The organism is Microbacterium sp. HMWF026, from assembly GCF_003061325.1.
GTDB classification, from domain to species: domain Bacteria; phylum Actinomycetota; class Actinomycetes; order Actinomycetales; family Microbacteriaceae; genus Microbacterium; species Microbacterium testaceum_E.
This window is the reverse complement of sequence record NZ_QAJB01000135.1, coordinates 1-13323: the sequence shown is the minus strand read 5'-3', so window position 1 is coordinate 13323 and position 13323 is coordinate 1. Positions and strand designations below refer to the sequence as shown.

Genomic DNA, 13323 nt, shown 5'->3' with positions numbered 1-13323 from the left:
GTGCCATTCACTCCCTCCGCGGCGCCCCCACGCCGCACGCCCCTGTGGGCGCTGACCGTTCCGGTCGTCGCCGCCCTGGTGGCCGCACCGCTCACCGCGCCGCTCGTGGCCGGTGCCGCCGAGACCGACCCGCAGCTCGTGCTCTCGTACCCCCTGGACGAGACCAGTGGAACGGTCGCGCACGATACGTCCGGCCACGACAAGAACGCGACGCTCGTCGGCGGCCCCACCCTCGCGGGCGCGGACGGCGTGCGCCTCGATGGCGTCGACGATTACGTCAAGCTCCCCGACGATGTTCTCCAGGGGCTCACCTCGGTCACCGTCAGCGCCGACGTCATCGTGCGCGCGGAGCAGGCCGGCAACTACTTCCTGTGGGGTCTCGGCAACACGACCGACAACGTCGGCGACGGGTACCTGTTCTCGACGGGGAACCCGGCTCGTGCCGGTATCGCGCTGGGCAACTGGACCACCGAGCAGGAGACGCGCAGCGGAGCCGATCTCGAACGCGGCGTGTGGAAGACCGTCACCTACACCCTGGATGCCCCGACGCAGACGGCACGCCTGTACGTGGACGGTCAGCAGGTCGCCGAGAACCGCGCCGTCACGTCGACGCCCGGAGCGATCGGCGGGGGCAAGACGACGAGCAACTACCTCGGTCGCTCGAACTACGGTCTCGACAACCTTCTGGCCGGGAGCATCCGCGACTTCCGCCTCTACGACGGTGCCCTGAGCGCCACGCAGGTACAGGGTCTGGTGAAGACCCCCGAGGACGGTGCCGCGGTCGCGAGCGCCCTCTCGGCCCTCACCGTCACGAACATCGACGACGTACGCGGCAACCTCACGCTGCCGAAGAGCTCCCAGGGGCTGCCCGTCACGTGGACCTCGGCGAACGGCGACGTGATCGCGGCCGACGGTACCGTGACGCGGCCCGACGCCGACACGACGGTCGAGCTGACGGCATCCGTCACCAAGAACGCGACCACGCAGAAGCGCACGTTCTCTGCCGCGGTACGCAAGGCCGCCGACATCGGCCCGTTCGAGGGGTACACCTTCGCCTACTTCACCGGGAACTCCGTCGCGGGCGAGAACATCTACTTCGCGGCGAGCAACGGCAACAACGCCCTGTCGTGGACGGAGCTCAACGGCGGACAGCCCAAGCTCACGTCGACGTTCGGCGAAAGGGGCCTGCGCGACCCGTTCCTCATCCGCTCTCCCGAGGGCGACACGTTCTACCTGATCGCCACCGACCTCTCGATCGGTCGCAACGGCGACTGGGGTCGCGCGCAGCGTCAGGGCTCGAAGTACCTCGAGGTCTGGGAGTCCCACGACCTCGTCACCTGGAGCGCGCAGCGCCACGTGAAGGTCTCGCCGGACACGGCCGGGAACACCTGGGCGCCCGAGGCGTACTACGACGAGACGCTCGGCGAGTACGTCGTGTTCTGGGCCTCGCAGCTCTACCCCGAGAACGACCCGAACCACACCACGAACAGCTACAACCGCATGCTGTACGCGACCACGCGCGACTTCGTGACGTTCAGCGACACGAAGATCTGGCAGGACGGGATGTCGCGCATCGACTCCACCGTCATCAAGGCCGACGGCGTCTACCAGCGCTTCACCAAGGACGAGGGCGCCGGCACCACCGGGTGCAGCGACATCATCCAGGAGAGCTCACCCGTGCTCACGGCGCCGCTGGACCAGTGGAAGAGCGTCACCTCCTGCATCGGTCGCAACGCCGGTACGGGAGCGGTCGAGGGTCCCAGCATCTTCAAGGCCAACCCGGGCGACGTCAACGGCGACAAGTACTACCTCTTCGTCGACGAGTACGGCGGACGCGGATACATCCCGCTGGCCACCACCGACATCGCCAACCCGAACTGGCAGGTGCCGGCCACCTACCGTCTGCCCGCCAGCCCGCGCCACGGAACGGTCATGCCGGTGACGGCAGCCGAGCTCGCCGCGCTGCGCGCCAACCTGCCGCAGCCGCTGCAGGCCAACGCGAACGGGGAGATCCTGCACTACGACTTCACCGATGCGCCCGGCGCGGTTCTCCGCGACCGCTCGGGAGCGGGACGTGACGCGCAGGTGCAGGGCGGAGCGACGTTCGCCGGTGGCGCGCTGACCTTCGACGGGACCAACGACTACGTCGATCTGCCGGACAACGTCCTGGTGGGCATGAACGACTTCACCGTCGAGACCGAGCTGCGCATCGACCCCGCCCAGCGGAACCCCTACTTCCTCTACGGGTTCGGCAACACCGGGGGCAACGGCGAGGGCAACGGCTACCTGTTCTCGACGGGTGACGGTCAGTACCGGGGCGCCCTGACCACGGGCAACTGGACGGGCGAGCAGAACGCCACGGCCGGAGCGGCTCTGCCGCGCGGCCAGTGGGTCCACCTCACCTACACCCTGCAGGGCAGCACGGCCCGCCTGTACCTCGACGGCCAGCAGGTCGCCGAGAACACCAACGTGACTGTGCGTCCCGGCGACATCGGCGGGGGTTCGACCCTGGCGAACTACCTGGGCAAGTCGGTGTACAACGCCGACAACCTCTTCCGCGGTCAGATGCGCGACTTCGCGCTCTACAACCGCGCGCTGAGCCCGCAGGAAGTCGTCGAGCAGTCGGGGAACCCCGAGATCCTGGGCAACATCAGTCTGCAGGACCCCACGGCGCTCAAGGTCGCTCCCCTTGTCGACACCGCGAACCGCACCGTGACGTTCCCCGTCAAGCCGGGTACCGACCTGACGACGCTGCGTCCGACGTTCGCAACGGCCACGGGCACGACGGCCACCCCGGCATCCGGCACCGTCCGCAACCTGAGCACGCCCATGACGGTCACGCTCAAGACGGACGGCAAGGCGGACGTGGTGTGGACGCTCAAGGCGATCGAGATGAAGAGCCCGGTGCTGCCGGGGCTGTACGCCGACCCGAACATCGCGGTGTTCGGTGACACGTACTACATCTACGCCACGACCGACGGCACCCCGGGCTGGGGTGGCAACACCTTCTACGTCTGGAAGTCGAAGAACCTCGTCGACTGGACGCGTTCGGACAAGCCGTTCCTCACCCTGGACGGCGCCAACGGCAACGTTCCGTGGGCGACCGGCAACGCGTGGGCGCCGACCATCACCGAGAAGGGCGGGAAGTACTACTTCTACTTCAGCGGTCACGAGCCGAACGCGAATCGCAAGATGATCGGTGTTGCTGTGGCCGACAGCCCCGAGGGGCCGTTCACCGCGGAAGCGCAGCCGATGATCACCAACGGCGAGAGCGTCAACAGCGGTCAGGCGATCGACCCGGCGGCCTTCAAGGACCCCCAGACGGGCAAGTACTACCTGTTCTGGGGCAACGGCAGCCCCGTCTACGGTGAGCTCGCGGACGACATGAAGAGCATCAAGGCGGGCACGATCAAGCGGATCGATGGTCTGCCCGACTTCCGCGAGGGGCTCTTCATGAACTACCGCGACGGTCTGTACCACCTGACGTACTCGATCGACGACACCGGTTCGCCCGACTACCGCGTCGGATACGCCACGTCCACGAGCGTCAACGGACCGTGGACCTTCCACGGCCTGCTCCTGCAGAAGGACCCGTCGCAGGGCATCCTCGGCACGGCGCACAGCTCGATCATCAACGTGCCCGGCACGGACGAGTGGTACATCGCCTACCACCGCTTCGCGATCCCCGGTGGCAACGGCACCAACCGCGAGACGACGATCGACCGCGTCACCATCGGCGCCGACGGACTGTTCCAGCCCGTGACGCCGACGCTGACGAGTGTCGCCCCGCGCGAGGTGCCCGCGACGCCCCAGCCGACGGCGAGCCCGACGGCCAGCCCGACCGCGAGCCCGACGGCGAGCCCGACCGCGAGCCCGACGGCGAGCCCGACCGCGAGCCCGACGGCCAGCCCGACGGCCAGCCCGACGGCCAGCCCGACCGCGAGCCCGACGGCGAGCCCGACCGCGAGCCCGACGGCCAGCCCGACGGTGAACCCGACCGCGTCGGCCTCGCCCTCGGCCGCGTCGACGGGCCCGGTCGTCACGGCCTCGACCTCGACGGTCGAGCGCGGTGGGACGGTCATCGTCACCGTCACCGGTCTGCAGGCCGGCGAGCAGATCCGGGCGGAGCTGCGAAGCGACCCGATCCGCATCGCGGGGATTCCGGCCGCCGACGCCAACGGACGCGTGACGTTCTCGGTGCAGATCCCGGGCAACCTGCCCGCGGGTGCGCACTCGATCGTCGTGTTCCGAGCCGACGGCACCGAGCTCCCGCACCTCGGGATCACGGTCGTCGCCAAGGGCCAGCTGGCCGCCACCGGCGCGCAGGCACCGCTGGGTGCCGGCCTGCTCGCGGCGTCGCTGCTGGTCGCCGGCGGAGCCCTGTGGGCGATGCGTCGCCCGCGTCGCACCGCGGCGTGATCCGCTGACATCGATGCCGGCGTCGCACCCTCCACGGGGGTGCGACGCCGGCGCTGTCATTTCGGGTGAATGAGTGGGTGAACTGACGCAACGTGTCCGACCGCACGCGAGAGGTCAACCCGAGCGGAGTGCCGTGCATCGCGCGCTTCACCCGTGATGTCTCGCCGGCGCGGGAGAGCCGGGTCTGTCGAGATGGTGGGACGATGCGGGGTCGCCGGTGTGTTCCCGGCGGTCTCGACGGCGGAGGAGACCCGCGTGACCTTCCCATCCCACGCCCGCGTCGGCGCTCTCATGCTCGGATCGCTCTTCGCCGCCGTCGTCGCCGTCGTCGCCGTCGCCGTCGGTCCGATCTCGACGGCCTCGGCGATATCCGCAGAGCAGACGGTCGTCTACGCCGAAGACCCGTCCGTCATCGCCAATCCCGCCCGCGGCTGGTACCACCACACCGAGACGCATTCCTACCCCGACGGGACGGGATGGACGCCCCTCGATCCGGCCGAGCTGACCAGGCTGCGCGCCGAGGGCGTCACGCAGGTCCTGCGGGTGGTGTACCTCGAGCGTTACGTCGATGCCGATCTCGACCCCGCCGTGCTCGCCGCGCTCGACGCCGATCTCGCCACCGCGCGCGCGGCGGGCGTCTCGGTCATCCTGCGTTTCGCCTATGCGCAGGGCGGTGCCATGCCCCCCGCTCCGCCCTACGGCGACGCACCCGTGGAGCGCGTGCTCGCGCACATCGCTCAGCTCACCCCGGTTCTGCGCGCTGACGCCGACGTCATCGCCGCGGTGCAGCAGGGCTTCATCGGGCTCTGGGGCGAGGGGTATTACACCGACTACTTCGTCGCCGATCCCGCCGACCCGTCGGTGGTGACCGACGCCGACTGGGCTGACCGTTCGCGCGTGCTCGAGGCTCTTCTGGCGGCTCTGCCCGCGGACCGGGGCGTGCAGGTGCGCACGATGCAGACGAAGCAGAAGGCCCTCGGCCGGCCCAGCGGCCTGGCGGGCGCCCTGAGCGAGGTCGAGGCCTTCGGCGGTTCGGACGCAGCGCGCATCGGCCACCACAACGACTGCTTCCTGGCATCCCCCGACGACTTCGGCACCTTCGTCTCGGACCCGCTCTCACTCGACCAGGACTATCTGGCGCAAGAGACGCGGTTCGTCCCGATGGGCGGTGAGACGTGCGCCGTCAACGCACCGCGCTCCGAATGGCCGTCGGCTGCGGCCGAGCTGCAGAGGTACCACTACAGCTTCTTGAACGAGGACTTCGATCGCGACGTGCTCGACTCCTGGGGGCGACAGAACCTCGCCGAGGTGTCGCGCCGGCTGGGGTACCGCTTCGTGCTCGAGAGCTCGCGCGTGGTCGACGGCGCGGCGGCGTCGGTCTCGATCACGCTGCGCAACGACGGGTGGGCTGCGCCCTACACCCCTCGGCCCGTCCAGATCGTGCTCACGGGAGCTGCGGGAGACATCACGGTACCGGTGAACGCGGACGCGCGCGCGTGGGCGCCGGGAACCGAGGTCACGCTCGAGGTGCCCCTCGGCGCGGCGCCCGCGGGCGAGTACCGCGTGGCGCTCGCCCTGCCCGCTCCCGAGCCGTCGATCGCAGCCGATCCGCGATACGCGATCCGCGCGGCCAATCTCGGAACCTGGGATGCCGCGACCGGCCGCAACGATCTGGGCCAGGTCGTGAGGGTCGGCGGCATCACCCCTTCGTCCGCGGCGAGTCCGGCGACCGTTCCCGCGGCCTCGGCGACCCCCGCGGGGCGCCCCGGGCCGAGCGTCGACCGCCTGCCCGAGACCGGGGCCGCGTCCTCGTCGACGATGGCGGCCGCGCTCGGGGGACTCCTGCTCGCAGCCGGCGCCGCGCTCGGGGCGATCACGCGCGGGCGGCGGCACCGTACGCCGTCGTAGCGCAGACGCCGACGAGAACGGGGGCCCGGATGCCGTGGCATCCGGACCCCCGTCCTTCGTCGCTTCCGACTCAGCCGAGCAGCGGCACCGCCCCCACGAGCACGCCGACAGCCAGCATGACCAGCGACACGACCGTCGCGCGCCACAGGACCTTCTTGTGGTGGTCGCCGAGGTTGACCCCGGCGAGCGACACGAGAAGCAGGATCGCCGGCACCAGCGGACTCTGCAAGTGAACCGGCTGACCGGTGATCGAGGCGCGGGCCATCTCGACCGGTGCGATGCCGTAGTTCGCCGCGCTCTCGGCCAGCACCGGGAGGATGCCGAAGTAGAACGCGTCGTTCGACATGAAGAACGTGAACGGGATGGACAGGACACCCGTGATGACCGCGAGGAAGGGACCCATCGACGAGGGGATCACCTGCGTGATCCAGTCGGCCATCGCGGTGACCATACCCGTGCCGTTGAGCACGCCGACCAGAACGCCGGCGGCGAGCACCATCGACACCACGCCCACGATGCTCGGAGCGTGCGCCACGATCTCATCGGCCTGCGAGCGCAGCTTGGGGAAGTTCACGATGAGGGCGAGGGCGGCCCCGACCATGAACACGAACGCCAGCGGGAACAGGTCCATGACCAGCAGCACCATGACCGCGACGGTCAGGGCGAGGTTGAACCAGATGAGCTTGGGGCGCAGCGTTGCCCGGTTGGGGTCGAGCATGGTGTCGGCCATCGCCGTGTCGGCGGCCTCGACCAGCTGCGGGGCGGCGACGGCGCCCTGGCCGCCGCGCACCGTGACCACGTTGCCGGTGCGCAGCGACGCGAGGGCACCGGGCTTGTGCTCTGCGCCGCGGAAGATCTTGGGGGCGCCCAGGCGTCCGAAGCCGCTGGGGCCGTCGATCTTGGCGGTGTCGATCGAACCGGCGAGACGCTTGCGCTCGGACAGGCCGAGGAACCACGCGAAGGCGAGCGCGACGACCAGGCCGGCCAGCAGCGAGGGGATCATCGGCACGAAGACGTCGGTGGGCTGCAGGCCCAGGGCGGTCGCGGCGCGAACGGTCGGTCCGCCCCACGGGACGATGTTGAGCGTGCCGTTCATCAGACCCGCGACGCAGGTCAGCACCACCGGGCTCATGCCCAGGCGCAGGTACAGCGGCAGCATCGCCGAGGTGGTGATGATGAAGGTCGTGGATCCGTCGCCGTCGAGCGACACGGCTCCCGCGAGGATCGCCGTACCGAGCACGATCTTGGCCGGGTCGTCGCCCAGGAAGCGCGTGATCACACGGATGAGCGGATCGAAGAGTCCGACGTCGATCATGATGCCGAAGTACATGATGGCGAACAGCAGCAGAGCGGCCGTGGGGGCCATCTTGCCGATCGCGTCGATCACCATGTCGCCCAGGCCGAAGCCGGCGCCGGCGATGAGGCCGAAGATCGTCGGCACGACGATCAGAGCGACCATGGGGGTCATGCGGCGGGTCATGATCAGCGCCATGAACGACAGGACCATGAGGAAGCCGAGGGCGACGAGCACGCCGTCGGCGGGCGTATAGGCCACCGCGTACTCGACCGCTTCGGCCGAGAGGATCAAGGGGGTCATCGCGACTCCTTCGTCGGGGATGCCGGCACGGGACGCGCCGTCGATGCGGTGACACTACGCAGGCCGGGATGGACCGCGCGCGCTTGCTCGCATTGAGGGGTGTTGTGCGCGTACCGTGTGTTCTGCGCATTTCGCGCACGCGTTCGCGGGCTCCGCCCCGCACGTCGACGATGCCGAGCCCCGGAGGTGCGCGTGCGTTTCGCCACGAGGATGCTCGTCGTCCAGGTCGCCACGCAGCTCGTGGTCGTCGCCGTGTGCACGGCGGTCTTCGCCTGGCTGGGGGTGCAGCAGCTGAAAGCCGAGGCCGATTCGTCGGCGCTGAACATCGCCCGCTCCGTCGCCGAGGCCCCCGACGTCCGCCAGCTCGTGACCGCGTACTCCGCCGATCCGGGTACCCCCGCGGCCTCCGACCTGCGCGGGGGAGCGCTGCAGCAGTACGCCGCCGACGTGACCAACCGCACGCAGGGTCTGTTCGTGGTGATCACCGACGACCACGGCATCCGTCTCGCCCACCCCGATCCGGACCGCCTCGGGCAGGTCGTGAGCACGAGCTTCGCCGACGCGTTGGCCGGTCGCGAGGTCGTCACGTGGGAGACCGGCACGCTGGGGGAGTCGGCGCGCGCCAAGGTGCCGATCCACCCGCCGGACGGGGGCGCGCCGGTGGGCGAGGTGAGCGTCGGTTTCGAGCGGGCGAGCGTCTTCGACGACCTCCCCGCGCTCGTCGGCGGCATCACGGTCGCCGTCGCGCTCGCCGTGGCGATCGGCGCGGTCGTCGCCCTGCTGATGCGTCGCCGCCTCGAGCGCCTGACCCTGGGGGTGCAGCCCGAAGAGCTCGTCGCCCTCGTGCAGACGCAGACCGCCGTGCTCGAGGGGGCCGACGAGGGCGTTCTCGCGTGCGACGACGCCGGGATCGTGCGCGTGTGCACCACCGCGGCAGAGCGTTTGCTGGGGATCACGGATGCCGTGGGCCGCCCGGTCGATGCGTTGGGCTTGCCCCCGGCGGTCACCGTCGCCCTCTCACGGGTAGGCGCCTCCGGGGGCCTGCCCCTGGGCGACCGGGTCGTCTTCGTCGACGTGCGCCCGGTCCGCCGCGGCGCGCGAACCCTGGGTCGGGTGGCCGTGCTGCGCGACCGCACCGACGTCATGGCGCTGTCGGGGCGCCTCGACAGCGTGCGCGCGATGGGCGACGCGCTGCGCGTGCAGCGGCACGAAAACGCCAACCGTCTGCACGCCGCCGTGGGGCTGCTCGACGCCGGACGCGTCGACGAGGCGCGCGCCTTCCTCGCCGATCTGGTGGACCGCGGGTCCGTCGATTGGGCCGTGCCCGGCATCGAGCTCGTCGACGACGCGATGCTGCAGTCGTTCCTGGGGGCCAAGGCACTGTCGGCCCGCGAGCGCGGGGTGGTCCTGCGCATCGCCGACGACACGTTCTCGCGCACCCCGATCGACGAGGTCGAGGACGTCGTCGCCGTGCTCGGAAACCTGATCGACAACGCGGTCACCGCCGCGGCATCAGCGCCGCCACCCCGCGCCGTGGAGGTCAGCGTGCTCGACGATGCCGACGCGGTCGTCGTGACCGTGTCCGACTCGGGCGGGGGCATCGCCGACGTCGATGCGATCTTCGCGCCGCGAGAGCGCGGCGACGACGTCGACGCCGTGCACGGCCTGGGTATCGGCCTGCCGCTCTCGCGGGAGTTCGCGCGACGCCGCGGCGGCGAGGTGTGGGTCGTCGACCCGGGCGGGGCGGGGCACGGCGCGGTCGTGGCCGCGCGGTTGCCGGGCGTGCGACGCCGGGTGGACGAGACGGTTCGAGAGGGGGAGGGCGCGTGAGCGGCATCCGGGTTCTGGTGGTCGACGACGATTTCCGTGTCGCGGGACTGCACCGCGACGCGGTCGCGGCGCGGGCGGGGTTCGTCGCCCTGGAGCCCGCGCGCACGATCGGCGAGGCGCGCGCCGCGGTCGCCGCGCACGCCCCCGACCTGGTGCTGGCCGACGTCTACCTGCCCGACGGGGACGGGATCGAGTTCGTGCGCTCCCTCGACGTGGACGCGTTCGTGCTGTCGGCGGCGACGGATGCCGCGACCGTGCGCCGCGCGTTCTCGGCCGGGGCCCTCGCCTACCTGGTCAAGCCGTTCGACACCCGCGTGCTCGCCGAGCGACTGGACCGCTTCGCGCGCTACCGCAACCTGCTCGCCGCGGGGCGGCCCCTGTCGCAGGACGACGTGGACCGCGCGGCATCCGTTATGCGCGGAGAGCGTGAAGGCCCCTCGCTGGCGCGGTCGACGACGGAGCAGAGCGTGCTCGCCGCGCTGGGGACGGACGAGGCCTCGGCGGCCGAGGTGGCCGAACGCATCGGCGTCTCGCGCGCCACCGCGCAGCGTCACCTGACCACCCTCGCCGAGCGGGGCGTCGTGCAGGTGGGCCTGCGCTACGGCAGCACGGGGCGGCCCGAGCACCGCTTCCGCGCGGGCGGCTGACGCGGCGGCTCAGGCGTCGGAGCGCGCGGAGTCGTCGAGCCCGTCGACATCGACCGGGCGCACGGGCTCAGGCCTCGAACACCGCCCACCCGCGCGGCCCGAGCTCGACGCGCCCGTCGATCAGGTTCCCGTCGCCCGCGACACGCTCGCGGGCGTCGGCGGCCGGAAGCGTGACCGGGTCGTCGCCGATGTTCAGGGCGACCACCACGGCGTCGTCGCCGATGGCGGTGCGCAGGGCGATCGCGGTGTTCGCGACCTCGATCACGTCGGTGTGGGCGCGCCACAGCCAGGCTTTGCGGCGGCGCAGGGCGATCAGCGCGCGATGCGCCTCGAGGATCGCTTCGTCCACGTCGTGCACCTGGGCGGGGGATGCCGGGAACTCCGGCCGCACCGCGTCATCGCCGCCCTCGCGCTCCTCCTTCACCGCGGTCCACCCGAACTCGTCGCCCGCGTAGACCGAGGGCGTGCCGGCGACCGTGAACAGCACCGCCAAGGCGTGCGGTACCAGGTCGGGGCCGACCGCGGAGGCGATGCGGGTGACGTCGTGATTGCCGACGAACGTCTGCGGCGCGAAGGTCGCGAGCAGTTCATCGTGCCGCTCGATCGCGTGGCTCAGCTCGAACAGGTTCGCGTCCGAGATGCCGTGCCAGATGCCCTGCCACAGCTCGTACTGCGTGAGGGCGTCCATCGTCGAGCTCCGCACGATGTCCGCGGCATCGCCGTGGATCACCTCGCCGAGGAACCACGCGTCGCCGAAGCGCTCGCGCACGCGGGGGAGCACGTCGGCCCAGAACGCGGTCGGCACCGCGTAGGCGGCATCCAATCTCCACCCGTCGATGCCGCGCTCGAGCCAGTGGCACATGATGTCGACCACCAGATCCGCGACCGCGGGCGACGAATGGTCCAGGGCGACGAGGGCGTCGTGGCCCTCGAAGACGTCGGCCTCGAAACGCCCGTCGATCCAGCGGCCGCGGATCAGCGGCGAGGTCTTGTCGGTCGTCGAGCGGAAGGCGGGGTGAGCGCGGCCCACGTGATTGAACACGCCGTCGAAGAGCACGCGGATGCCGCGCTGGCGCGCCGCGGCGAGCAGGCGGTCGATGTCGCCGTCGTCCCCGAGCCGGGGGTCGATGCGGAAATGGTCCACGGTGTCGTAGCCGTGCGTCTCGGAGGCGAAAACCGGCCCCAGGAGCAGACCGTTCAGGCCGAGCCCGATGACGTGATCGAGCCACGCCTCGAGCCGATTGAGGCGGTGCACGACCTCGGCATCCGGGTCGACGCCGTCGCGGATGGGCGCGCCGACGAAGCCGAGCGGGTAGACGTGCCACCACATGACGTGTTCGGGCCACGCGGGCATGGATCCTCCTGCGGCCGGGGGTCGGCCCGGACACCTCGACGGTATCCGCAGCCGGGCCCGCTCGAGCGGGGCTTGCCGCGGAGGCGGACGCGGGTCAGGCCCGCGAGCGCGCGGCGGGCAAGCCGAAGGCCGGGAGGTCGAGCGCCCTCTCGCGCGCCGCGTCGACGGCGGCGGCGACCGCGCCGATCGAGACGATGTCGGCGCCGAGCGTCGACGCCACGATGGCGGGCGCCGGCAGGTCGAGAGCGCGGGGGAGTGCATCGCGCGCGGCGGCGATGATGGGGGCTGCCCCGGCGGCGATGGCACCCGAGACGATCACGCGGTCCACGTCGAAGAGGCTGCCGAACATGCCCACGACGCCGGCCAGAGCGGGACCCACCTCGCGTGCGACGGCGAGGGCGCCTTCGTCGCCGGACGCGGCCAGATCGAGCACGGTCTTGGCATCCACCTCCTCCGCAGCGAGGCGGCGCAGCGGACTGTCCGGGGGCAGTGTCCCGGCGGCGCGCGCGGCGTGCGCGGCGGCGACGCACCGGGGCGCGAGCCCCTCGGCGCTTCCGACGCCCTCGACGCGGTCGAACGCCACGGTCTCTCCCGCTCCGCCGTGCTTGCCGCGCAGCAGGCGCCCGTCGAGGTGGATGCCGGCGCCGAAGCGTTCACCGGCGAGCAGGGCGACGAAGTCGTCGCAGCCGACGGCCGCGCCCCGCGCGCGTTCGGCGATCGCGGCCAACGACGCGTCGTTCTCGACACGGACGATGGGAGACCAGGCCGCGAAGCTGTCGACGAAACCGGGGTTCATGCGCTCCCAGAACCGGTCGTAGTGCACGGGGGAGCGGCCGTCCCGGTCCACGGGCGCGGGGACGCCCACGCACATCGCGACGATGTCGGCGCGGGTGCGCTGCGCGCGCGTGAGGGTGGCGGACACGGTCGCCTCCGCGGCCCGTCGCCGTCGGTCCGGAGAATCGCGCTCGGGGTCGACGGTCAGGCGCGATGTCGCGAGCACGTCACCGCGCAGATCGGCGACGGCGGCGGTGATGTGTCCGCGACCGGCATCGACGCCGACCACGACCCCGGCGTCGGCGCGGAAGCCGAAGCGTCGCGCCGGACGCCCCTTGGAGTACTCGCCGACGGCCCGCGCGTTCGGCATCTCGTTCAGCAGGCCGCGCTGGGTCAGCTCGTCGAGCACGTCGATCGCGGTGGAGCGGGTCAGTCCCACCCCGGCGATGACGTCGCTGGCTGTGAAGGCGTCGGTCGACCACGCCAGACGCAGGACCGCGTCGAGGCTGTGCCGGCGCAGAGACGGTGTCGTCGTGGCATCCATCGGCACGTTCCGACCTCCTCGTTCACGGGTGCGGGCGACTCTTGACCGCTGTGCGGTCCGATGCAATACTGCCTGCACGACATTGATTTGGCGACTAGATTTAGTCGCCGATACAACATATTCGCAGTGCGGCGGAGGAGGAACCAGGTGTCGACGAAGACCAGGGCGATAAGACGGTGGGTCGCCGCGGCCGCGGTGGGGGTGCTCGGGGCGGGTCTGCTCGCGGGGTGCTCCGCCGACGGGCGCGAGA

At 71.3% G+C, this 13323-nt stretch carries 7 protein-coding genes; 4 read left to right on the top strand and 3 right to left on the bottom strand.

Going from position 1 to position 13323, the window contains the following annotated elements; all coding sequences use genetic code 11:
- Together DBR36_RS06020 and DBR36_RS06015 are read left to right on the top strand one after the other, a co-directional pair.
- A partial coding sequence (locus DBR36_RS06020) for a family 43 glycosylhydrolase (RefSeq protein ID WP_258222587.1) occupies positions 1-4419 on the top strand: 4419 nt, incomplete at its 5' end.
- Positions 4420-4674: 255 nt separating this feature from the next.
- On the top strand, positions 4675-6327 hold the full coding sequence (locus DBR36_RS06015; RefSeq protein ID WP_146185249.1) for a DUF4832 domain-containing protein: 1653 nt from the start codon (positions 4675-4677) through the stop codon (positions 6325-6327).
- 70 nt (positions 6328-6397) lie between these two features.
- On the opposite strand, the gene DBR36_RS06010 is transcribed toward DBR36_RS06015, so the two are convergent.
- On the bottom strand, positions 6398-7924 hold the full coding sequence (locus DBR36_RS06010; protein WP_108318010.1) for a CitMHS family transporter: 1527 nt from the start codon (positions 7922-7924) through the stop codon (positions 6398-6400).
- 192 nt (positions 7925-8116) lie between these two features.
- On the opposite strand from DBR36_RS06010, the gene DBR36_RS06005 reads away from it, so the two are divergent.
- Positions 8117-9754, top strand: a complete 1638-nt coding sequence (locus tag DBR36_RS06005; RefSeq protein WP_308810940.1) for a sensor histidine kinase — start codon at positions 8117-8119, stop codon at positions 9752-9754.
- Positions 9751-10401: a response regulator gene (locus DBR36_RS06000; RefSeq protein ID WP_108318008.1), complete on the top strand. Its 651-nt coding sequence runs from the start codon at positions 9751-9753 to the stop codon at positions 10399-10401. Before DBR36_RS06005 ends, DBR36_RS06000 begins: the two co-directional genes overlap by 4 nt.
- Before the next feature lie 67 nt (positions 10402-10468).
- Here the strand turns inward: DBR36_RS06000 and DBR36_RS05995 are convergent, their stop codons facing one another.
- Together DBR36_RS05995 and DBR36_RS05990 are read right to left on the bottom strand one after the other, a co-directional pair.
- Positions 10469-11755 (bottom strand): alpha-amylase family glycosyl hydrolase, encoded by a 1287-nt coding sequence (locus DBR36_RS05995; RefSeq protein ID WP_108318007.1) that lies wholly within the window; start codon positions 11753-11755, stop codon positions 10469-10471.
- A 94-nt stretch (positions 11756-11849) separates the two neighbouring features.
- A complete protein-coding gene (locus tag DBR36_RS05990) occupies positions 11850-13073 on the bottom strand; it encodes an ROK family protein (RefSeq protein WP_108318006.1) in 1224 nt (407 codons plus the stop codon).
- Between the last annotated feature and the right edge of the window lie 250 nt (positions 13074-13323).